Origin of the sequence: Runella sp. CRIBMP, assembly GCF_009905605.1 — a bacterium.
Classification (GTDB): Bacteria; Bacteroidota; Bacteroidia; order Cytophagales; family Spirosomataceae; genus Runella.
In genome coordinates this window covers 536,365-558,043 of record NZ_JAAAKZ010000001.1, presented here as the reverse complement: position 1 = coordinate 558,043, position 21,679 = coordinate 536,365, and the positions used below count along the sequence as shown (strand labels likewise).

22 protein-coding genes are annotated in these 21,679 nt (G+C 45.7%); 15 read left to right on the top strand and 7 right to left on the bottom strand.

The window, feature by feature from the left end; genetic code table 11:
- Positions 1-21 precede the first annotated feature (21 nt).
- Positions 22-2,775, top strand: a complete 2,754-nt coding sequence (locus tag GVN20_RS02330; protein ID WP_166556779.1) for a PSD1 and planctomycete cytochrome C domain-containing protein — start codon at positions 22-24, stop codon at positions 2,773-2,775.
- Between the two features lies 1 nt (position 2,776).
- On the top strand, positions 2,777-4,261 hold the full coding sequence (locus tag GVN20_RS02325) for a DUF1501 domain-containing protein (protein WP_166556778.1): 1,485 nt from the start codon (positions 2,777-2,779) through the stop codon (positions 4,259-4,261).
- Between the two features lie 101 nt (positions 4,262-4,362).
- Here GVN20_RS02325 and GVN20_RS02320 read toward each other — a convergent pair whose 3' ends face one another.
- On the bottom strand, positions 4,363-5,142 hold the full coding sequence (locus GVN20_RS02320; RefSeq protein ID WP_166556777.1) for a TIGR00266 family protein: 780 nt from the start codon (positions 5,140-5,142) through the stop codon (positions 4,363-4,365).
- Positions 5,143-5,154: 12 nt separating this feature from the next.
- On the bottom strand, positions 5,155-5,361 hold the full coding sequence (locus GVN20_RS02315) for a hypothetical protein (RefSeq protein ID WP_037325831.1): 207 nt from the start codon (positions 5,359-5,361) through the stop codon (positions 5,155-5,157).
- Between the two features lie 129 nt (positions 5,362-5,490).
- On the opposite strand from GVN20_RS02315, the gene GVN20_RS02310 reads away from it, so the two are divergent.
- From GVN20_RS02310 to GVN20_RS02290, 5 genes are all read left to right on the top strand, one after another.
- Positions 5,491-6,873: a hypothetical protein gene (locus GVN20_RS02310; protein WP_166556776.1), complete on the top strand. Its 1,383-nt coding sequence runs from the start codon at positions 5,491-5,493 to the stop codon at positions 6,871-6,873.
- Positions 6,874-6,935: 62 nt separating this feature from the next.
- Positions 6,936-8,153, top strand: coding sequence for an NADP-dependent isocitrate dehydrogenase (locus GVN20_RS02305; protein ID WP_114459724.1), 1,218 nt, complete (start codon positions 6,936-6,938; stop codon positions 8,151-8,153).
- A gap of 77 nt (positions 8,154-8,230) precedes the next feature.
- Complete coding sequence (locus GVN20_RS02300) at positions 8,231-9,157, top strand: hypothetical protein (protein WP_166556775.1); 927 nt, start codon at positions 8,231-8,233, stop codon at positions 9,155-9,157.
- A gap of 204 nt (positions 9,158-9,361) precedes the next feature.
- Positions 9,362-9,580: a DUF2683 family protein gene (locus GVN20_RS02295; RefSeq protein WP_229598945.1), complete on the top strand. Its 219-nt coding sequence runs from the start codon at positions 9,362-9,364 to the stop codon at positions 9,578-9,580.
- Complete coding sequence (locus GVN20_RS02290) at positions 9,577-9,846, top strand: Txe/YoeB family addiction module toxin (protein WP_166556773.1); 270 nt, start codon at positions 9,577-9,579, stop codon at positions 9,844-9,846. The genes GVN20_RS02295 and GVN20_RS02290 overlap by 4 nt, the downstream gene beginning before the upstream one ends.
- A 195-nt stretch (positions 9,847-10,041) precedes the next feature.
- Here the strand turns inward: GVN20_RS02290 and GVN20_RS02285 are convergent, their stop codons facing one another.
- The gene (locus tag GVN20_RS02285) at positions 10,042-10,533 is read right to left on the bottom strand and encodes a hypothetical protein (protein WP_166556772.1); all 492 of its coding nucleotides are present in this window, start codon (positions 10,531-10,533) and stop codon (positions 10,042-10,044) included.
- A 165-nt stretch (positions 10,534-10,698) separates the two neighbouring features.
- Positions 10,699-11,553, bottom strand: a complete 855-nt coding sequence (locus tag GVN20_RS02280; RefSeq protein WP_166556771.1) for an alpha/beta hydrolase — start codon at positions 11,551-11,553, stop codon at positions 10,699-10,701.
- Between the two features lie 214 nt (positions 11,554-11,767).
- Between GVN20_RS02280 and GVN20_RS02275 the strand changes: the two genes are divergently transcribed.
- The 4 genes from GVN20_RS02275 to GVN20_RS02260 all read left to right on the top strand — a co-directional run bounded on the left by GVN20_RS02275 (position 11,768) and on the right by GVN20_RS02260 (position 14,706).
- On the top strand, positions 11,768-13,243 hold the full coding sequence (locus GVN20_RS02275; protein ID WP_166556770.1) for a xylulokinase: 1,476 nt from the start codon (positions 11,768-11,770) through the stop codon (positions 13,241-13,243).
- The gene (locus GVN20_RS02270; RefSeq protein WP_114461829.1) at positions 13,216-13,518 is read left to right on the top strand and encodes a hypothetical protein; all 303 of its coding nucleotides are present in this window, start codon (positions 13,216-13,218) and stop codon (positions 13,516-13,518) included. The genes GVN20_RS02275 and GVN20_RS02270 overlap by 28 nt, the downstream gene beginning before the upstream one ends.
- Positions 13,519-13,657: 139 nt before the next feature.
- Positions 13,658-14,098: a DUF2147 domain-containing protein gene (locus GVN20_RS02265; protein WP_166556769.1), complete on the top strand. Its 441-nt coding sequence runs from the start codon at positions 13,658-13,660 to the stop codon at positions 14,096-14,098.
- A gap of 41 nt (positions 14,099-14,139) precedes the next feature.
- Positions 14,140-14,706 (top strand): bifunctional precorrin-2 dehydrogenase/sirohydrochlorin ferrochelatase, encoded by a 567-nt coding sequence (locus GVN20_RS02260; RefSeq protein WP_166556768.1) that lies wholly within the window; start codon positions 14,140-14,142, stop codon positions 14,704-14,706.
- Between the two features lie 30 nt (positions 14,707-14,736).
- Here the strand turns inward: GVN20_RS02260 and GVN20_RS02255 are convergent, their stop codons facing one another.
- Entirely contained in the window at positions 14,737-15,060 is a 324-nt protein-coding gene (locus GVN20_RS02255; protein WP_114067660.1) for a hypothetical protein, read from the bottom strand.
- A 78-nt stretch (positions 15,061-15,138) separates the two neighbouring features.
- On the opposite strand from GVN20_RS02255, the gene GVN20_RS02250 reads away from it, so the two are divergent.
- Positions 15,139-16,125 carry a glycosyltransferase family 9 protein gene (locus GVN20_RS02250; RefSeq protein ID WP_166556767.1) on the top strand — a complete coding sequence of 329 codons (987 nt, stop codon included), beginning with the start codon at positions 15,139-15,141 and terminating at the stop codon, positions 16,123-16,125.
- Between the two features lie 21 nt (positions 16,126-16,146).
- On the opposite strand, the gene GVN20_RS02245 is transcribed toward GVN20_RS02250, so the two are convergent.
- Positions 16,147-16,632, bottom strand: a complete 486-nt coding sequence (locus tag GVN20_RS02245) for a GAF domain-containing protein (RefSeq protein ID WP_166556766.1) — start codon at positions 16,630-16,632, stop codon at positions 16,147-16,149.
- 127 nt (positions 16,633-16,759) lie between these two features.
- Here GVN20_RS02245 and GVN20_RS02240 point away from each other — a divergent pair, with 127 nt between their 5' ends.
- The 3 genes from GVN20_RS02240 to GVN20_RS02230 all read left to right on the top strand — a co-directional run bounded on the left by GVN20_RS02240 (position 16,760) and on the right by GVN20_RS02230 (position 20,478).
- Positions 16,760-19,069: an RND family transporter gene (locus GVN20_RS02240; RefSeq protein ID WP_229598944.1), complete on the top strand. Its 2,310-nt coding sequence runs from the start codon at positions 16,760-16,762 to the stop codon at positions 19,067-19,069.
- A 51-nt stretch (positions 19,070-19,120) separates the two neighbouring features.
- Positions 19,121-19,360 (top strand): DUF4834 domain-containing protein, encoded by a 240-nt coding sequence (locus tag GVN20_RS02235; protein WP_114067664.1) that lies wholly within the window; start codon positions 19,121-19,123, stop codon positions 19,358-19,360.
- A 71-nt stretch (positions 19,361-19,431) separates the two neighbouring features.
- A complete protein-coding gene (locus GVN20_RS02230) occupies positions 19,432-20,478 on the top strand; it encodes a VWA domain-containing protein (RefSeq protein ID WP_166556764.1) in 1,047 nt (348 codons plus the stop codon).
- Here the strand turns inward: GVN20_RS02230 and GVN20_RS02225 are convergent.
- Positions 20,459-21,667 (bottom strand): S8 family serine peptidase, encoded by a 1,209-nt coding sequence (locus GVN20_RS02225; RefSeq protein ID WP_166556763.1) that lies wholly within the window; start codon positions 21,665-21,667, stop codon positions 20,459-20,461. The two genes, GVN20_RS02230 and GVN20_RS02225, sit on opposite strands and share 20 nt — an antisense overlap.
- Positions 21,668-21,679 lie beyond the last annotated feature (12 nt).

Sequence of the window (21,679 nt, the reverse complement as noted above, 5' to 3'; positions counted from 1 at the left end):
ATTTATAATCTTATGTAACGCATGAAATGGCCCAATAATAAGGTCTTACTGAGTGTATCAGCGCTGGTTTTTGTCGGGGCTTGGTTAGCCATTGGCCCCAACAATCACGTTGATTTCAACACGGAGGTAAAACCGATTCTCAATAAAAAGTGCATGGCTTGCCACGGAGGCGTGAAAAAAGCGGGCGGTTTTAGCCTGTTGTTTCGGGAAGAAGCCCTCGCCAAAACGAAATCGGGCAAGCCTGCCATCATTCCCGGCGACGCCGACGGTTCTGCTTTCATTCAAGTGCTGACGCATTCCGACCCCGAAAAACGGATGCCCAAAAAGGGCGACCCACTCACGGATGAGGAAGTCGACATTCTGCGAGACTGGGTAGACGAAGGAGCCGCATGGGGCACACACTGGGCATACAGTCCCGTAGAAAAACAAAGTGCTCCACAGCCTAGTTGGTGGGATAAACTTTTTCAAAAAACACCCTGGGGTAATTCCGAGATTGACCGTTTTGTGTTTGAAAAACAACAGCAACAAAACAGCGATCCTCTGCATCCTTCGCCCGAAGCCGACCGCGCTACGCTCCTGCGCAGAGTTACGCTTGACCTTACAGGCTTGGCCCCAACGGCTGCGCAATACGACAAATTCTTAAATGATAAAAGCCCCAAAGCCTACGAAACCATGGTGGATTCGCTGCTGGCATCTCCCGCGTTTGGCGAACGCTGGGCGGGTATGTGGCTTGATCTGGCCCGGTATGCCGATTCGAGAGGTTATGAAAAAGATGATGTCCGCAATATTTGGCGTTACCGCGATTGGGTCATCAAAGCATTTAACGAAAATAAGCCTTACGATAAATTTATCACCGAACAGCTCGCGGGTGATTTATTGCCTAATCGCACTGAGAACGAACTCATTGCTACGGGATTTCATCGCAATACCATGAACAACGACGAAGGGGGCACCGACAACGAAGAGTTTCGCACCTCCGAAGTGCTCGACCGCGTCAGTACCACTTGGGAAGCATTGCAAGGGACCACGTTTTCGTGCGTACAATGCCACAGCCACCCGTACGATCCCTTTCGCCACGAGGAATACTATAAATTCATGGCTTTCCTCAACAATACCAGCGACCAAGACGTCAGCGACGAAGCTTCTTTCTTACGGTTTTTCGAAGAAAAAGACCAAAAGAAATTGGATGAGCTGACCGAATGGCTAAAGAAAAATACCACACCACAAAAGGCCGAGCAGTATACGCATTATGTTCGTACGCTGGAACCTAGGATTTACTTTCACCTGTTTGACCAATACAAAAATGGCACGCTAGAACCTACCGCCGCCGCTATGCTGCAAAACAACGGCTCGCTTCGCTTGAAACAAGCCCCTGTCAAAGGCAAACGAAAATTATTACTTTACTACCGTTCAAGGCAACCCGCAACCGTAGTCCGTATCAGCACCGACAGCCTCAACGGGCCACTTGTAGCCACGACAAAACTCGATACATCCCGGAGTTTCCAAATTGCCTATATTGACTTACCGCCGTTTTCGACCCGCAAGGATTTACATTTTTCATTTACCAATGCCAAAGTTAAAGACCAAAAAGACGATATAGCGGCGCTTATGTGGGTCGCATTTTGGGCCGAAGATTTTCCTGGAAAAGGAAAACTTGGCTACGAAGAGCAGTATGCCAACTTCCAAAAGTTACTGGTGACATCGGCCGAAACGATGCCCATCATGCAAGAAAACCCTCCCGAATATGCCCGCGTGACGCGCGTATTTGAACGTGGCAGTTTTTTAAGCCCCGCCGCCGCCGTTGCGCCCGATGTTCCCAAATCATTGCACGCTTTTCCTAAAAATGCCCCCCGCAATCGTCTGGGCTTGGCCCAATGGCTCACGTCAAAACAAAACCCCCTGACCGCCCGCGTGGCCGTGAATCGTTTTTGGGAACAACTGTTTGGAACAGGACTCGTCGAAACCCTTGAAGACTTTGGTTCACAAGGCTTTACGCCCACTCACGTTGAATTATTGGATTATTTGTCGTATAAATTCATGCACGAGTATAATTGGCAAATGAAACCACTATTGAAAGAAATCGTGCTTTCGGCTACCTATCGACAAGATTCCCGCGCCACAGATGCGCAGATTGCCCAAGACCCCACCAATCGTTGGTTAGCACGTGGGCCAAGGGTACGACTCACAGGCGAGCAGATTCGCGACCAAGCACTCATTGTCAGTGGGTTATTGAGCAATAAAATGTACGGAAAACCCGTTATGCCGTATCAACCGCAGGGCGTTTGGCAAGTGGTGTACAGTGGCATTAGTTGGAAACGAAGCGAAGGAGAAGACGCCTACCGACGCGCCATTTATACCTTTATCAGGCGGTCAAGCCCGTACCCAAGTATGCTCACCTTCGACGGCTCCAACCGCGACGTGTGTTTAGCCCGACGCATCCGGACCAATACGCCTTTACAGGCATTGGTCACCCTCAATGATTCGGCCTTTGTAGAAATGTCCATCAAATTTGCGGAACGTATGGAAAAAGAAGGCGGCAAAAATGTCTCTTCCAAACTTCAACGCGGCTATTGGCTCATGACGGGCCGCCCCCTGCCTCCTGCAAAACAGAAAGTATTGGTAAACCTCTACACCGAGGCAGTGCGTCGATTTGAAAAAGAAAGAGCAAAAGCAGTACGTTGGATTGGCCGAGAGACGGCTACCCCCAACGACGCAGCTCTGGCTTTTGTGGCCAATACAATGTTGAATATGGACGAGTTTATTTCAAAGCAATAATATGAAGCTAAACGACGAACTTCGATTGGCGCAGGCGCAATTTGAAACCCGCCGCCATTTTTTAAAGCAATGCACTTCGGGAATTGGCATGATGGCGCTAGGCAGTATTCTGGGAAATTGCACTAGCGATTCCAAAAAAACGGTGGCCTCAGCTCCGCTTGATCTAAACCCGCTGGCGGCACGTATTCCGCATTTTGCTCCCAAGGCCAAATCGGTGATTTTTATGCACTTTTGCGGCTCGCCTTCGCAGTTGGAATTGTGGGACTATAAACCCGAATTGGCAAAATTGGACGGAAAGCCCTGCCCGCCGTCATTTCTGGAAGGAAAACGTTTTGCCTTCATTCGTGGCGTACCCGACATGCTTGGCTCGGTGGGAAATTTCAAACAACATGGTCAATCTGGTGCGTGGGTTTCTGATTATTTCAATTATTTCCCATCGGTCGTAGATGAAGTTTCATTCCTGAAAGCCATGTACACCGATCAGTTCAACCACGCACCCGCCCAACTGCTCATGCACACTGGCAGCGCCCGCCTGGGACGCCCGAGCATGGGAGCTTGGAGTACGTACGGACTGGGTTCAGAAAATTCAAATTTACCAGGTTTTGTAGTGCTAACTTCGGGTGGAAAAACTCCCGACGCAGGCAAAAGTATCTGGGGGAGTGGATTTCTTCCTTCTGTTTATCAGGGCGTTCAGTGTCGTTCTGAAGGCGACCCGGTGCTGTTTTTAAGCGACCCTAACGGCCTCGACCGCGACCTTCGGCGTAAAGCCATTGATGCATTGACGGAGGTCAATCGCCAACAATACGACGAATTTAAAGACCCCGAAACCCTCGCTCGCATTGCGCAATACGAGATGGCTTTCAACATGCAAATCTCTGTACCCGAAGTGATGGACATCAGCAAAGAGCCTGCCTACATTCACGAGCTTTACGGCACCAAGCCTGGCGAAGCCAGTTTTGCCAATAATTGTTTGTTGGCCCGAAAATTGGTCGAAAAAGGCGTACGCTTTGTGCAATTGTACGATTGGGGTTGGGATACGCACGGCGACGGAGAAGGCACATCGTTGGAAGTAGGACTTCGTCGAAAAACCGAAACCATCGACCGCTCCATGACTGCCCTGTTGATGGATTTAAAACAACGCGGGCTACTGGACGAAACCCTAGTGGTATGGGGAACGGAATTTGGCCGCACACCCATGCGCGAGAACCGCAACGGCAAAGTAATGCCTTTCAAAGGCCGCGACCACCACACCGACGCGTTTACGTGCTGGATGGCGGGCGGCGGTATTCGTCAGGGGTATTCGCACGGCGAAAGCGATGAATTTGGCTACCACGGCATCAGCGGTCGCACGCACATCCACGACCTTCAGGCCACCATCATGCATCAATTAGGCTTTGACCATGAGCAACTTACCTACGAATTTCAAGGCCGTAATTTTCGCCTCACTGATGTAAGTGGAAAGGTGATAAAAGAAGTGATTGCTTAAACGGCTACAAGGGCGGCTCTAATGGGCCGTCCTTGTGGCTAACTATGTTTTTATACAAATTTGTGCTCAGGGTTTCTCAAAACCGAACCCCAAATTTGCTTCTAATCTTCAAACAAATTACCCAAGCCGCCCAATACCGAGCCACTTTCTTTGCGAGATTGTGGTCCGTAAGCCGACAGGCGGTCAACCAATTTAGAAATTGGCATCGACTGAATCCAACAACGCCCCGTTCCCTGAAGCGTGGCTAAAAAGATACCTTCTCCCCCAAAAACCATGGATTTAAGACTTCCAGAACGCTGCACACTGAAATTGATCGAGGGCTCATAAGCGACCACGCATCCAGTGTCCACGCGCAGGGTTTCGTTGTTGAGCTGACGCTCAATCACTACCCCACCAGCATGGACAAACGCCAATCCATCACCTTGTAATTTTTGCAAAATGAAGCCTTCGCCGCCAAACAAGCCGCTCCCAAGACGCTGGTTGAAGTGAATATTCAATTTTGTTCCCATGGCAGCGCAAAGGAATCCGTCTTTTTGGACAATCAACGAGTTGCCGTAAATCTTCGACAAATCAATAGGCATCACCGTGCCAGGGTACGGCGCCGCAAAAGCAACTTTACGCTTTCCATAGCCACGGTTGGTAAAATGCGTCATAAACAAAGACTCTCCCGTGAGCAGGCGCGAACCCGCCTGAAAGATTTTGCCCATGAGACTCTGGGTAGCATTTGACCCGTCGCCCATTTTGGTTTCAAACTGGATGCCATCTTCCATAAATAACATCGAGCCCGCTTCGGCAATAACCGTTTCGTTGGGGTCTAATTCGATTTCGACGATTTGAATGTCTTCGCCAATAATCTTGTAATCAATTTCGTGTGAATTCATTTTTTCAGTTAGTTATTCTTCGGGGTTTTCATTTAAATCATCGCGCGAACGAAGCTTTTTATCGTCCACGTGTTTATTCAAAAACTGATTGATTTTATCAATATCAATCGTGGATGTGATTTCGCCGAATGAATTGATTCGAATGTCAAAGCCATCCAAATCTTTGTGTACTCGCGGCTTTTCGGCGCTTTCGGGAGGAGTTGTTTTTTTCTTCGTCATATCCGTCGATTTTTTTACGAAAATAAGTACCTGCTTCACCATTCGCAACCCTATCTGACTAAACGGTGACTTTTAGATTTTTTTTGGTCAAAAAACGGGGCGAAAGGTTTATCAAAAATAGTTACCAACTTGGCATCGGTATTCGGTAAAACGTGGTGGGGCCCATTCTCATTGCTTTGTTTTTTGTTGGCCGGTGTCGGAATTCTCCTACGCTTTGACCCCATTTTCAGGCCTCAAAATGAGTTGTTACTATTATTATTGCCCCTAGCCTGGGGGAGTGTTTCAGGCACTATTAAATGCTTCCGCCCCGATTTAACCGTCATTACCCCCAAAAACTTCATGTTGTTTGTGTGGTTTAACAAGCTCGTCATCATTCCTTTAGAAATTCTTGTGGTGGGCAACATGATTCCTGTTGAATATCATCTTAACCAGGATATTTCTACCGAAATCTGTATAACGCTGGTTTCATTCGGGGCTTTTGTTGTTGGTTGGAGTTGCTTTTCACAAAAACAGATTCTCCGACCCGTTATTGTTTTCTCATTTCTGACTACATGGGCCAGTATTTATTTTCTGGTCGCGCTTATTTCGCTCTCTTTATTTTATGGTTCGCTCGAAAATTACTTATCAGGCGCGATTTTTACGTACATAACCCGAGAAATCGTTGAGCAAAATGCAACCTCTATGGGATTTTTGGCAAACATAGGCCAACGATTTTGGGCTTTTGGTGTACTGCTTATGTGGTATAAGTGGAAAACTAAAAAGGGTAAAATCCATTGGTTACGGCAACTTCCATGGTTGTTACTTTGTTTGGCAGGCACACTGAGCAGCAATCGCTCCAACATTCTATATCCACTACTGACGTTGATGAGCGTTATATACGCAGGTTGGAAAACACGCCATCCTTTTTGGTGGGCTTTGCTATTTTCAGCACTCCTTCTGCTTCTACTTTTCTTTGGCTATGTTCGAGTACAACCCTCCTTAGATTTCGAGGTGCTGAAAATACTTTTCGACGAATATTTGAATCGCTGGGAATATATTGTTCAAGCACACCAACTCTACGTTGGGAGTCCTTATCAAATTACGCCGCTACTTTCCATCCAACCGTCATCGTTTACGCTGATTGCTTCTCTTTTAGAACCCATTCCCATTGTTGGAAAAGCCTTTCGGGAGCAAAGCGGCCCGTATATTTATAATTTGGCGTACTTTCAGTCCTTGGTCTCGCAAGACAAAGTAATTCCAGTGGTGGGTGAGTTGTACTATAACGGTGGCTATCTTTTGGTAGGATTAGGGTCTGCAGTTATTGCAGTAGTATATAAATGGCTGGATGCTGCTTTTAAGCGTAACGTGCCAGTAAATCCACCTTTAGCCGCAGCCTTTTTTTATGTAATGTTGCTATTTAGTGCCACATTATTGCTCAGTTTGTCGGTTTTAATGCAGTTTTTAGTCTACAATGCCGCTCCTGCATTATTGGTTATTGCTGCAAATTGGTCACGAATACGTAAGGCTTCCTAAACATAGTTGGTTATATTTGCATCCTCAATTTAGTCATCACTATCCCAATTTTAGTCGCTCACATGGAAAAAATCAAAGTCGCAAACCCCGTCGTTGAACTGGACGGCGATGAAATGACCCGCATTATCTGGCGTTTTATTAAAGATAAACTTATCCTTCCTTATTTAGACGTTGATATTAAATACTACGACCTTGGTGTTGAATACCGCGATGAAACCAACGACCAGGTAACCATCGATGCCGCCAACGCCATCAGACAGTACGGTGTAGGTATCAAATGCGCCACCATCACGCCCGACGAAGATCGCGTAAAGGAGTTCAATTTGAAACAAATGTGGAAATCACCCAACGGTACCATCCGTAACATCTTGGACGGTACGGTTTTCCGTGAGCCTATCGTTTGTCAAAATGTTCCGCGTTTGGTAACCAACTGGGACTCTCCCATCATCGTAGGTCGTCACGCATTTGGAGACCAATACCGCGCTACCGATTTCGTGACTAAAGGAAAGGGAAAACTCACCATCAAGTTTGAAGGCGAAGATGGAAACGTGATTGAGCACGTAGTGTACGACTACAAAAGCGACGGCGTAGCAATGGCGATGTACAACACCGACGAATCTATTCGCGGTTTTGCCCGTTCATGTTTTCAGGTAGCAATGCAGAAAGGCTGGCCTTTGTACCTTTCTACCAAAAACACCATCCTCAAAAAATACGACGGTCGTTTCAAAGATATATTCCAAGAAATTTACGAAGCCGAATTCAAAGCCTTGGGCGTACACTATGAGCACCGCCTCATCGACGACATGGTAGCTTCTGCCCTGAAATGGAACGGAAACTTTGTGTGGGCGTGTAAAAACTACGACGGCGACGTACAGTCGGATACCGTAGCACAAGGATTTGGTTCATTGGGCTTGATGACTTCCGTATTGTTGACGCCCGATGGAAAAACAATGGAAGCTGAAGCCGCTCACGGCACCGTAACGCGCCACTACCGCGAGCACCAAAAAGGACGGCCAACGTCTACCAACCCCATCGCTTCTATCTTTGCTTGGACTCGTGGCTTGGCCTTCCGTGGCAAACTTGATGGTAACCAGCCACTTATCGACTTCAGCGAAGCCTTGGAGCAAGTATGCGTTGAAACCGTAGAAAGCGGCAAAATGACCAAAGATTTGGCCGTTTGTATCCACGGAAACAAAGTAAACCACGGTGAGCACTACCTCTATACCGAAGAGTTTTTGGATGCCATCGATGCTAATTTGAAAGCAAAATTGGCGAAGTAATCATACGTATAAAGTAAAAAAGGAAGGGTGAGACAAACGTCTTACCTTTCCTTTTTTTAAAGAACAGGTTTGCTTTTATGGAGTCAATGATGGGAAAAGTCCTTCGCGTATTTTTGCTTTGCACTTTCTGCTTTGTTGTCAACTCACTAAAGGCGCAACGACCGCAGGGGCGCTTTCTGACCGACAGCATTGAAATCGGCAAGCCTTTTCAATACGCCCTGAGTTTTCGACATTCTCCCAAAATCGAAGTTTTTTTCCCCGATACCAGCGCTGATTTTCGCCCTTTTCAAATTACGAAGTCTGATTATTTCCCTACCAAGACCAACGAATCGGGCAGTTTGGACAGCGCCGTCTATACCTTACTTTCGTTTGAACTGGACAAAATCCAAACGCTGGAAGTCCCCGTTTGGATACTGACCTCGCGCGACTGCACCGCCGTTTATTCCGCCAAAGACTCCATCTACTTAAAGGAACTCATCAAAGAAGGTGCTTTGGATACGCTTGATTTGAAAGCTGATACGCAGATTATCCCGCTCCAAAACCAGACCAACTTCCCTTTTATTCTGCTCGCTTCTCTATTGGTTTTATTGATAGGAACGGGCGTTTATTTACTTTTTGGAGAAACCCTCACGCGGCAGTGGGAGCTGTTTTTGATGTTTCGCCGCAATCAGGAATTTCAACGAAACTTCTCACGGCTCACTCGCGATGTGACCGGCAAAAAAGGCATCGACAACGCCGAAAAAGCCGTGATTCTTTGGAAAATGTACCTCCAACGCCTCGAACGTAAACCCTACGCTACCTACACCACCAAAGAGATTACCGATAACCTTTCCAATGCGCAGTTGGCCGATGCCCTCAAATCCATCGACGGCGTTATTTACGGAGGTCTGGCCTCCTACAATACGGCCGATTCCCTCAACGTTTTGCGCGACGTAGCCACCCAAAGTTACCGAAACCGACGCATTGAACTGGCGCAGGCTCCTACGGCGGCAGGAAGGCGGTAGGGTAATGCAAATGGTTGTCCTATTGGACTATACCCCTGATTATTTTTTGAAACTACTTGACTTTTACGTTAAATTTGATGTGTAATTTAACGAAAGCCATCAGCAAACTACTCTGAAGCAATTATTAACAATAAAGAAATGGTGCTTTGGTTAATGGACGCTTTTTAGCTACAATGAGGATTTAACTTTATTTTGCGCTTAGTCATGAAACAGGTAAAACTCAATATTCCCGAAAATAAATTTGCTTTTTTTATGCAGTTGGTTCGTTCGCTGAATTTCATACAAGTAGTTGATAATGAACCAAAAGACAAATATGATTCTGAATTTGTCAACCAGATTCAAAAGAGTCGGGAAGAGTATAGCGAAGGCAATTTTATAAGCGTTGAAAAAGAGGATATTAAAGGATTTTTAGGGATAGAATGAGTTACCGCCTTGATTTTACAAAGCAAGCCCAAAGCGATATTGACTTTCATAAAAGGTCGGGCAATAAGGCGGTTCTTAAAAAACTACTTACACTACTGGAAGAACTTTCGGAACACCCATTTACCGGGACAGGCAAGCCCGAAGCCTTAAAATACGATTTGGCAGGGCTGTGGTCTCGGCGTATTAATCATGAGCATCGCCTTATTTACGAAGTGGCAGGCGATACCATTGTCATCATTCTGGCCGCAAAAGGACATTATCAATAAAGACCAAAGCCCCATCACCGGGGCTTTTTTGTCAATGGTAATCCCCATTTCAAACCGCCTGAAATGGAAAACGTAGCTCCCTAAAGCTACCGCAATCGACGAATCGAACTGTCACAGGCCCCTACGGCGGCGGCGCGGCGGTAGGGTAAATGGTTTTCCTATAAGCCAATTTTTTAGCCAAGAAGCTAATAACAACTATTTTTTTCTAATACGATTAACAGAGCCAAAAGGTGTGTCCATTTCATATGTATAGGATTCTTCATCAAGGGAGTTATAGGTTTTCCTATTCCATTTTTTGTTCATATTATATATTCTTAAAACAAGAAATGATAAATCTAACCACTTCTTTTCCAACACTATTTTATAGTGATGACTATACTCTTTTCTTTTTATAAACTCATTATAATAGAAGTCAAAATATACTTTCGAAGAGTCTGTATTAAAAGCCTTTTTTTGTAATTCGCTCATAACAAAAGACAAATTACCCGGTTCATAACGTACAGGTAACTTCATCCTTGCTACAACTAATTGAGGGCTCATTATTCCTCCAACTACTACATTATTATCAATCACAACAATCATATTTACCCTTTGTGTAAAATCTTGTGCAAAAGAAAACCCAAATGATAAAATGAAAACTGCGGAGAAAATTTTCACAGGGTTCCTCCAAATTCTGTATCTCCACATACCTTATGCGTTAATAAAATTATAAATCAACCTTTTAGCAAACTTCTCTACAAATCCACTCCAAAGTCCATATCTCCACCGACCTTGCACGTTTTTATTTTATAAAGACTTTTCAACAAGTTTGCAAAGACACAGATGACGGTGAATAGACAATTCAAATCTCTCTCACTCCAACCGTTTCTCATACTTATCAAAGATCAAATCAAAGCGGTCGTTGAGGATTTCGGCTAAGTGGCGATGGTATTCGGGAAAATCGGGCAGGTTGTTGTGCCCACCGCCGTAGATAGGAATCAGGCGCGACGATTGCGGCACCAGATTGGCGAGGCGTACGCTCGACCGAAATGGAATCAGCACATCTTTAGTACCATGAATAATGTAAATAGGGCACTTGACATATTTGATCCAAACATCGGTACGAATGGAAAATTTGAGGATGTAAGAAACGGGCAAGAAAGGCAGAAAACGCGTGGTCAAACGCGTAAAACTGTAATAAGGCGCATCCAGAATCAGCATTTTAGGGTGGTTGACCGAGGCAAGTTTGGTCGCAAAGCCCGAGCCTAACGAACGCCCATAAATGATGATTTTTTCTTCAACATATCCATACTTGGAGCGCATTTTATTGTAGATGTACTGGGCATCGTTTTTGATACCATCTTCTGTTTGCTTGCCTACGCTTTTACCAAAACCACGGTAATCAATCATCAACACATCGTAGCCGTGCTGCGTAAAATCCTTGGAGTATTTGGACCAACCTTTGATGCTGCGCGTATTGCCGTGAAAGTAAATCAATAATCCGCGAGAGGCTTCTTCCTGATAAAAACGCAGCGCGTTGATGCGCACATTGGGTTCGGGGTCAAAAAAAAGCTCTTCAAACAAATCCTCGTATTTGTATTCAAAATCCTGCGGGAGCTTCTCGGGTTTGAAGATAAATTTCCCCTGAATCAAATACGCAACAATGCACAGGACGACATAAATCACCCCAATCCAAATCAGGCGTTCGGTGGTAAAAAACTCAAGCATCGGTTTTAACCTATTTTTTCTACGAAAATAGCAATAAAGACGTGGGAAGTGAGAGTAAGGAATGAGAATTTTCACTGCCTCTACTTTTATTTCTTTGCTCCTTAGCGACTTTGCATGAATGAAAAGCGCTTAGTGCTTACCTTTGCCGTGATTTTAAGTAAAATCGGCCATTTTTCGCTTTTTTGCATATTAACTTACCATAACTTATTTACCTGTGAAATACCTTTTAGGCTACGACGTAGGCAGCTCGTCCGTAAAAGTTGCTTTGTTGGATATAGAAACGGGCAAAGCCCTCGCCACGGGCACCTCGCCCGACCAGGAAATGGGAATGATTGCCCACGAAGCGGGCTGGGCCGAGCAGCACCCCGACAGTTGGTGGCAGGAAGCCGTCAATGCCACGCACAAGTTAAAAGCCAAATACCCCTTCGACCCCGCGCTGGTAGCGGGCATTGGTATTTCGTACCAAATGCACGGCTTGGTGGTGGTTGATAAAGACTTACGCCCCCTACGCCCTTCCATCATCTGGTGCGATAGTCGCGCCGTTGAAATCGGCAATCATGCTTTTGATGACTTAGGCAATGATTATAGTTTGCAGCATTTGCTCAATTCACCGGGCAATTTTACGGCGTCAAAGCTCAAATGGGTAAAAGACAAAGAACCACAGATTTTTGAGCAAATTCGGTATTTTATGCTGCCCGGCGATTATCTCGCCCTGCGCATGTCGGGTACGCCGCAAACCACCGTTTCGGGGCTTTCTGAAGGAATTTTCTGGGATTTTGCCGAGCAAAAAGTTTCACAAAAACTCCTCGATTTATACGGGTTTGATTCGTCATTGATTCCTGAGATAGTGGATACATTCTCTCCCCAAAGTCAGCTTTCAGCTTCGGCCGCAGCAGAGCTAGGCTTGAAAGCAGGCATTCCCCTCGCCTACCGCGCCGGCGACCAGCCCAACAATGCGTTTTCGCTCAACGTGCTGAATCCGGGCGAAGTAGCTACTACGGCGGGGACTTCGGGCGTGGTGTACGGCATCAATGCTCAAGCTACCTCCGATCCACTCTCACGCGTGAATACCTTTGTGCACGTCAACAGTACTCCCGAAGAGCAACGTAACGGCGTATTGCTTTGCGTGAATGGAACGGGAATTCTGAACAGTTGGGTACGTCGTTTTGCGGGCGGTATTTCGTACGATGAAATGAACCAGCAGGCGGCGCAAACGCCCGTCGGTGCCGAAGGACTCACGTTTTTGCCTTTTGGCAACGGAGCCGAGCGTGTGCTCGAAAACCGTTTGTTGGGTGGTCAGTTGCAAGGAATCAACTTCAATACCCACACGCCCGCGCATGTGTTCAGAGCGGCGCAGGAAGGTATTGTCTTTGCGCTTCAGTATGGTTTACAGGTAATGAAAGAAATGGGGGTCCAAACGCATACCGTACGCGCGGGTCACGCCAATTTGTTTTTAAGCCCATTGTTCCGCGAAGCCTTTGCCAACACCACGGGCGCTACCATTGAGTTGTATGATACCGACGGAGCGCAGGGAGCCGCCCGGGCGGCGGGTATTGGTACGGGGGTGTTTGATTTCAAATCAGCCTTCAATGGTTTGACGCAAATTGCCACGGTGGAGCCGTTGGCCGATTTACAAGAAAAATACGCCAACACCTACGCCGTTTGGGAAGAAGCATTGAAAAAAATATAACATTTCGCCCCTTTGTCAAAGCGCTGTACTTTGACAAAGGGGGATTTATCCCTAACTTGCAGCGTTATTTCTTAGGCAATCACTCACAAAAACAACGTTTTCACATGGAAGCGCATCAAGAACAGGAAGTTCACTGGGGTTGGCTACTGGCCTACTTTTTGGTTATTATCGTTTTGTTGTTCGTATTTGGCGATGTATTCGTTGCCCTTCTCGGCACCCTCATTCAGGGAATTATTTTTGCAGGATACCACAACGAGTTACATAAAGAAATCTAGCTCACCTTTGAGTTAAAAATACAAAGCCGACGAGTGTCGGCTTTTTTTGTGGTATTTTGGACAACAACCTTTTATTGATGTCATAACAAACCAAGCCAGATTTACGTTTTTCTACAAAACCAACCCAACTTACTTATCCATGAAGAAAGTCCGCATTTCTCTTTTCCTGCTGTTTTTGTCAATGCAGTTACTAGCTGGTACCAATCCCGATGCCTGTTTGGGTACTTGGCTTACTGGCTCCAAAAAGGGCCATGTCCAAATTTATAAACAGGGTGATAAATATTTTGGAAAAATTGTGTGGCTCAAAGAACCCAATGACCCCGCAACTGGTAAACCCCTCACCGATTCCAAGAACCCAGATGTGCATAAAAAAAGTCGGCATTTATTGGGTTTGGTCAATCTACATGATTTTAAATATGAAGGCAATAATACTTGGGAAGACGGCAAAATTTATGACCCCGAAACTGGCAAAGAGTACAGTTGCAAAATCAAGCTCACCAATGCCAATCAACTGGATGTACGCGGCTTCATTGGCGTGTCGCTAATTGGCCGCACCGATAGCTGGGTGAGAGTAAAATAAACGGCTCTACTCCTCAAAACCCACTATATAAATCACATTAAATGAATACGCTCTTTCCTATTTTTCTAAAACTTGAACAACTTCAAGTACTCATTGTGGGCGGCGGCTACGTCGGATTGGAAAAACTTACGGCGGTATTGGCCAATGCTCCCAAAACCGACGTAACGCTCGTTGCACCCGAAATACGGGCCGAAATCCACGAATTAGCGCAGCAGCATCCTTATGTTAAACTCGTGGTTGATGTATACAGACCCTCTTTTTTAGAGGAAAAAGATTTGGTGATTGTGGGTACCAATGATAAGAGTGTCAATCGGAAGATACAGGAAGATTGCAAAGCCAAACGCCTACTCGTAAACGTAGCCGATACCCCCGACCTCTGCGATTTTTATTTAAGCTCAGTCGTCAAAAAAGGAGATTTAAAAATTGCGATTTCAACCAACGGCAAGTCGCCGACTTTTGCCAAACGATTCCGTGAAGTATTGGAAGAAATCCTGCCCGATACTTTGCAGGAAACATTAGACAATTTACAACAAATCAGAAATAAGCTGAAAGGAGACTTTCAGGAAAAAATGGATAAACTGAATGAAATCACAAAAGTAATGAAGTAAGGTAGAGCCGGCAACGCTTACTTTTCAGTCTTAGAAAAGATTGAAATTAAAAGGCTTATCTCTCAGGATTAAGAAGTAAATCAGGCCCGCCAATACGATATAGCTAACGATAAGCCATTTCTTCTTTTGTTCAAACTCACGGTGATGATGATAGTAATCATAATACATCGAAGCCGATAAGCCAAACACCATTAGCATCACGCACATGATGGCACAATGGGTGCGGTACATAATAAATTGATGCAGAAAAGGCGCTCCCATCAAAATATAAAGTAACCACGTCCCGAATCCCATTCGGTATAAATAAACGCTCAAACGGCGATCATTTTTAAGATCAAAGAGTTTATCATTCATCTGACTAGGAGGCTGGTTTTCAGTAAAATTAGTTAGTTTTGTACTAAAAGTCAAATTCTTCCAACCCTTATACGTTTTATGTCTCTGAAAGTGTTGATTATTCGTTTTTCTTCCATCGGGGACATTGTTTTGACCACCCCAGTTGTTCGTTGCCTCAAAACACAGCGCCCCGATGTGGAAATTCATTATTTGACCAAAGCTTCTTACAAATATCTGCTCAATGACAACCCTTATATCGACCAGTTACACCTGTTGGAAGGAAGCATTTGGGGCATTGCAAAGCACCTTCGGAAGGAGAAATTTGACCTCGTCATTGACCTTCACCAAAACCTCCGAACCCTTCAAATCAAAGCCGTACTTGGCGTGCAGGCGATTAGTTTTAACAAGCTGAATTGGGAAAAATGGTTGTATGTCAACTGGAAAATAAACGCTTTACCCAATGTCCATATTGTAGACCGTTACCTCCACACACTACAAACATTGGGAGTAGTCAACGATGACCGAGGACTGGATTATTTCATTCCTTACCGCGATATTATCGAGCCTGATTGGCTCCCCGAAAGTCACCAAAAGGGGTTTGTGGCCTACGCTATCGGTGGCCAACACGAAACCAAAAAACTCCCTCTCAACCGTATGATTGAACTGTGCGAAAAAATCAATTTTCCCGTCGTTCTTTTGGGTGGAAAAGAGGATGCCGCCAACGGCGATATGATTGAGAAAGCCATCGGTAAGCATTTTATCTACAACGCCTGCGGTAAGTGTAATTTTAACCAATCTGCTTCGCTGATTCAGCAATCCAAGCTGGTATTCAGTCACGATACGGGTCTGATGCACGTGGCGGCGGCTTTCAAAAAGAAAATTTATTCGATTTGGGGCAATACCGTTCCCGAGTTTGGTATGTATCCGTACCAAACGCAGTTTGTCATGCTAGAGAATCGGCAGCTTACCTGCCGTCCATGCTCCAAAATCGGCCACAAACGCTGCCCGCAGGGTCATTTCAAGTGCATGAACGAACTGTCGTTTTCATTTGAAATCAAGGAGTTAAAACGACAAAGCTGGCAGTAGAACGGTTTCCCTGCTAAATAATCACAACAGCCCTTCCACCAATTTCACAACGGCTCCCAATCCTTGTGCATCCACGGTGCTGAAATCGTCCAATTGGTCACTGTCAACATCCAACACCATTGCCACGCTCCCGTCAGGGGCAAAAACAGGCAATACAATCTCCGATTTGGACGCCGAACTGCATGCAATATGCCCAGGAAATTGTTCCACGTCGGGTACAATAATGGTTTCTTTACGGGTGTAACACGCCCCGCACACGCCTTTATCAAACTGGATACGCGTACAGGCAATCGGTCCTTGAAAAGGCCCTAACACCAATTGCTGGTCTTTTTTGAGGTAAAATCCAACCCAAAAAAAGCCGAACGCCTCGCGCAGTGCCGCCGAAATATTGGCCAAATTGGCAATTAAATCGTTTTCACCTTCAATAAGCGCCGCAATCTGCGGCACCAGACTATCATATAGCAAAGCACAGTCGGTGGTAGCGGGAAGATATAAGGTTTCGGCCATGAATTTTTAATGGTTAATGAAGCTAACTACTTTCTGAACTTTAAACTTATTCCACTGATATTTTTAGATTTGTATTCTTTCCTACCTTGATACTCATCGAATGTTCAGCCATACAGTATCCACTTTTATGCTCAAACACCGTCTTGGTCTCTTGGTGGCCTATATCGGCCTGACGGTCTTTATGGGGTATCAAGCCACCAAAGTTCGCTTTTCTTACGAATTACCCCAAATTTTACCCGAAAGCACCACTGATTTTCAATTGTACGAATCGTTTAAAGCACGCTACGGAGACAATAGCAATGTGTTGGTCATCGGCATTGCTACCGACCAACTGTTTACGTTCCCCATTTTCAGGGATTGGTACGAGCTCAACCATAAAATCAAAAAGATTAGCGGAGTCAAAGACGTTATTTCCAGTGCCAATTTAGTGGAAATCGTTCGCAACGACAGCCTTAAACGATTTGATTTCAGGCAAATTATACCCAACAAACCCATTACCCAGGCCGAAGTAGATTCGATAAAAGCCAAAATCAGCCGTCTGCCTTTTTACCAAGGATTCATCATCAGCGAGGATGGGAAAGCCCATTTGATGGCCATCATGCTTGAGCAAGACGCCCTCAATCACTCACTAAAGACACCTATCGACCAAATCAAGCGAGAAGCACTGACTTTTGAAAACCTCCACGGTCTGAAAGTACATTTATCGGGCATGCCCTACATCCGTACCGAATACGTCGCTAAAGTGCGTCAGGAAATCGTACTTTTTAGCATTTTAGCCGTCATCGTCACCGGACTCATTCTGCTTTTTTTCTTCCGTTCGTGGGTGGTGATGCTTATTTCGTTGGGTGCGGCCTTGGCCGGAGCGGTGTGGAGTGTGGGGTTTATGGGCCTCTTGGGGCACGAAATCACCCAGCTTACCAGTCTCCTACCTTCTCTGATGGTAGTGATTGGCGTATCTAATACCTTCTTTTGGACAAAAAAATACCACGAAGAATTTGGTCGATTGGGCAATCAACGCCAAGCTCTGCAAAGTACTACCGAGAGAATCGGCGAAACCACTTTTTGGACCAACCTTATGGCCACCATCGGGTTCGGTATCTTTTCACTAACGGGCAGTAAGTTCTTGGCGGAATTCGGTCAGATTGTAGCTTTGAGTCTGCTAGGCACCTACTTCATTGGGCTGGCGCTTCTTCCCATTCTTTACAGTTATTCCTCCGCTCTCACCGAAAAACAGCTTCGACGCCTAGAAAACAAAAATATCGGCTTCTTTCTGAAAATAATTGATGGATGGGTACATCATCGCGCCCCCGTTATTTATGTTTCAGTAGCGGCGTTGCTTATAGTGGCCTTGGTGGGGCTCACCCAAATCAAAAACACGAGCTTTAGGTCAGACAATCTCCCCCAAAACGACCTGCTTATGAATGATTTAGATTTTTTCAAAAGATATTTTAAAGGAGTAATGGCGTTTGAAATAAACATTGACACTGGCCGCCCAGGACGCGTTTTGACGCCTCAAACGTTGACAAAAATTAATCTTTTGCAGAAAGAGTTTGCTCAGTATCCCGAGTTTACCAAACCGCTTTCGGTAGTTGAAGCCACCAAATTCATTTACCAAAGCTACCGAGACGGCCACCCCAAGTATTTTGTATTGCCTGATGCGCTCGAACTCAGCAAATTGGCTGAATACGCTGGCAATTTCAAAAGCAACGATAATCGTCTAAGTAGTTTTATGGACAGTACACGGCGGTATACCCGAGTCAGTTTTCAAATTAACGACGTTGACACCCATCGGATTGCCGCGCTGTGCGCGCTTCTCCAACCCAAAATTGATAGTTTATTCAATATGGATACCAATACTGGCAAACAAGTTGAGAAAGAGGAACGATACGAAGCGAAAATCACGGGGAGTGGTGTAGTGTTTAGCAAGGGTAATGATTATTTATTACAAAATTTGGTCGAAAGTACCTTGTTAGTTATCGTATTGATTGCAATATTAATGGTGGTAGCTTTCGGTCATTGGCGCCTGATTTTGATTGCCCTAGCTCCGAGCGGTCTTCCTTTGGTTATGACGGCAGGAATCATGGGTTTTGGAGAAATACCTCTAAACGCTACCACCACGCTTGTTTTCTGCATTACTTTTGGGTTTTCTTCTATGAGCGTCATCCATTTTTTGACCCAATACCAAGACCAATTTCGCAACAATAAAAAGAGTGTAAGCGAAGCCATTTCCTCAACAATTCAGTTTGCGGGAATAAGTATGTTTTACAATGCCATCATACTGTTTGCAGGATTTACTATTTTTACAGCTTCAAGCTTCAAAGGGACCGTTGCGTTGGGAATTTTGGTCGCCATTACGTTGTTAATGGGAATGTTGTCCAATTTAATCCTGCTACCAACGTTTTTACTTTGGATGAATAAAAAGTTAGTTAATGGCTAAATAGTAAAAAAACACCAATGGTTAGCTTTAACAGGTAATCTCCCCAAAACAATGAAAATACTTTTTAACATACTCCTCATTTTCATCTTCTTTGTAGCCTTCGTTCCTCCCTTCCGGCGCTTCATGTTTTGGTTGCTGGTGGGACGTCAATTGGTAAAAGAGCAGAAAAAAGCAAATCAACCCTCCCAACGCCGCGAAGGCGAAATCAGGGTAGAACCAAAACCCACTAGCTCCGACCAATCGCGGTTTCGGGGCGGCGAATACGTTGATTACGAAGAAGTAAAAGATTAAGTGTTGGTCGTTGTGCTACAGAAAAGTCTTTCTTCCCTCTGTAAACCATCGACTTCTGACCAGTAATAAACATGTGGGATTGGTTTTCTGTCGAATGGTTTTCACTCGCTAAATTACGTGCTTTCAGCTGGGCACATCCTTACTTTTTGTACGGAATATTAGTGATTCCCATTGCTTTTTGGCTGCGACAAGCGTTTCATGCAGGTGCTTTTCAACGCTTAGGAATTACGTTTGTGAATACTGCCCCCCCCAAAAGTTTCTCGGTGTGGCTGCGGTTACTCTTTCCTATTTCGGGCTTTTTGGGGTTAAGTTGTCTTTTGCTGGCGCTGGCCCGCCCGCAATCTATCAACACCCTCACCGAGCGTGACGCCGAAGTTATTGACATCATGCTGGCTTTGGATATTTCTGAATCAATGCGCGACAAAGACCTGCCTCCCAGCCGATTAGCTTCTGCCAAATCGGTTGCCAAATCATTTATCGGTGGGCGCTTACAAGACCGTATCGGTATTGTTTTATTTGCGGGAGAGGCATTCACCCTTTGTCCTTTAACCAACGATTACGAATTACTCTACAGTTTTTTGGACGACGTCAGTCATGACCAAATTACCATTGCAGGAACCGCCGTTGGGAGCGCCTTAGCGGTATGTATCAACCGATTGCGTGAAAGTGCCTCTAAATCAAAAGTGGTCGTTTTATTAAGTGACGGCGAAAGTACGGCGGGTAATTTGGACCCTATCACAGCTGCCAAACTGGCCAAAGCCTACGGCGTACGTGTCTATACCATCGCTATCGGCCGCACTATGCCTAAGCCACTTGTGAGCAATTCGCAGCGCAACTCAGACTCTCTCGCTCTTACATCCTCCCAAACCGCCCCCGACGAAGGTACATTACAGCAGATTGCGAGAACCACCAATGGCCAATTTTACCGCGCTACCGACAATACCACGCTTAAAAACATATTCTCACAAATAGACAATTTGGAACGCGTCAAAGTCAAAAATCGCCGTTATCAGGAAGTTAAAGACTTCTATCGCGTGTATCTCGACTGGGCCTTGGCTTTCTTTCTGTTGATGATGTTTTTGAAAGTTATCTTTATTGCTAATGTGTTAGAAGACTAGCCACTGTGGTGTATTGACTACTCACACGGGCAATGGGATCGCCAGCTCCATCGGGATCATTGATAGCCGAGCCAAAAGTAGGAACCGCCTTGCCACGAATCAGTAAAAGTCCAGCCACGTGCGGAGCCGCCATGGAAGTACCCGACAAAATCGCATAACGCCCGTTGGCATAAGTAGAGAGGATTCTGACGCCATAAGCGGCTACGTCAACCACGTCGTTTCCGTAATTGGAAAAGCTGGCAAAACGGCCCGTACTATCTACGGCCGACACCGTAAACACATTGGCATGATTGAGTCTGCCGGGCGAAAAGCCATTGGCCAATTTTTTGTCATTGCCAGCCGCAATTGCAAATAAAATCCCTTTGTCGGCCGCTGCCTGCACTTGGCGGTCCAGCGTGCTTGAAATTCCATCTAATCCCAAACTCATATTCACCACGTCGCCTGCTTTTCCGTTTTGACTCAAGTACGCTACCGCCGCCACCACACTCGAAAGGCGTCCTTCGCCAAGTTGGTCAAGGGCTTTCAGCGCCACTAATTTGACCCCAGAAGCTACGCCCACAGTGCCGATGGTATTATTGAGCGCACCAATAATTCCCGCCACGTGGGTTCCATGGCCATTATTATCGTCGGCCGAGGTTTGCCCAGTAATAAAAGATTGGCTGCGTTGGGTATCGACGTTCAAATCAGGGTGGTCGAGGTCAACGCCCGTGTCGATAATCCAAACGGTTTTTTCGGCAAAATTTTGGCCATTCCCATACCCCGTTTTCCGAGTACTCCACGTAACCGAAGCGGGGGCTACCACGTCTACGCAACCACACACACTTACTACCCGGTCGGGTTCAATCGCTTCAATGGCTGGGTCTGTTCGGAGCGTGTTTACCTCTATTTTAGAAAGTTTTGCGACAAAACCACGCGTTTTTCCCGTAAACGCAGTCCGAATGGCCCCAGAAGATAGATGGTGTTTGCTCAGAAGTTGCTCCGAAAATGCCGCAATTCGCGCATTTGTAGCGGTCGAACTTAACGCCGATGTTTCCGCATTTTCTTTTAAAGTCACAATGTACTCTCCTTCAATTTCTTCGCCGCGGTGAGCAGAGGCCGCCACCAAACAATCGGCGGCTGGTTCAAGTGAGTTTTTGCTTTCGCAAGCGGCTATCCATACCAATCCTAAGATAAAAGATACCTTTTTCATTTGCAGTCAGTT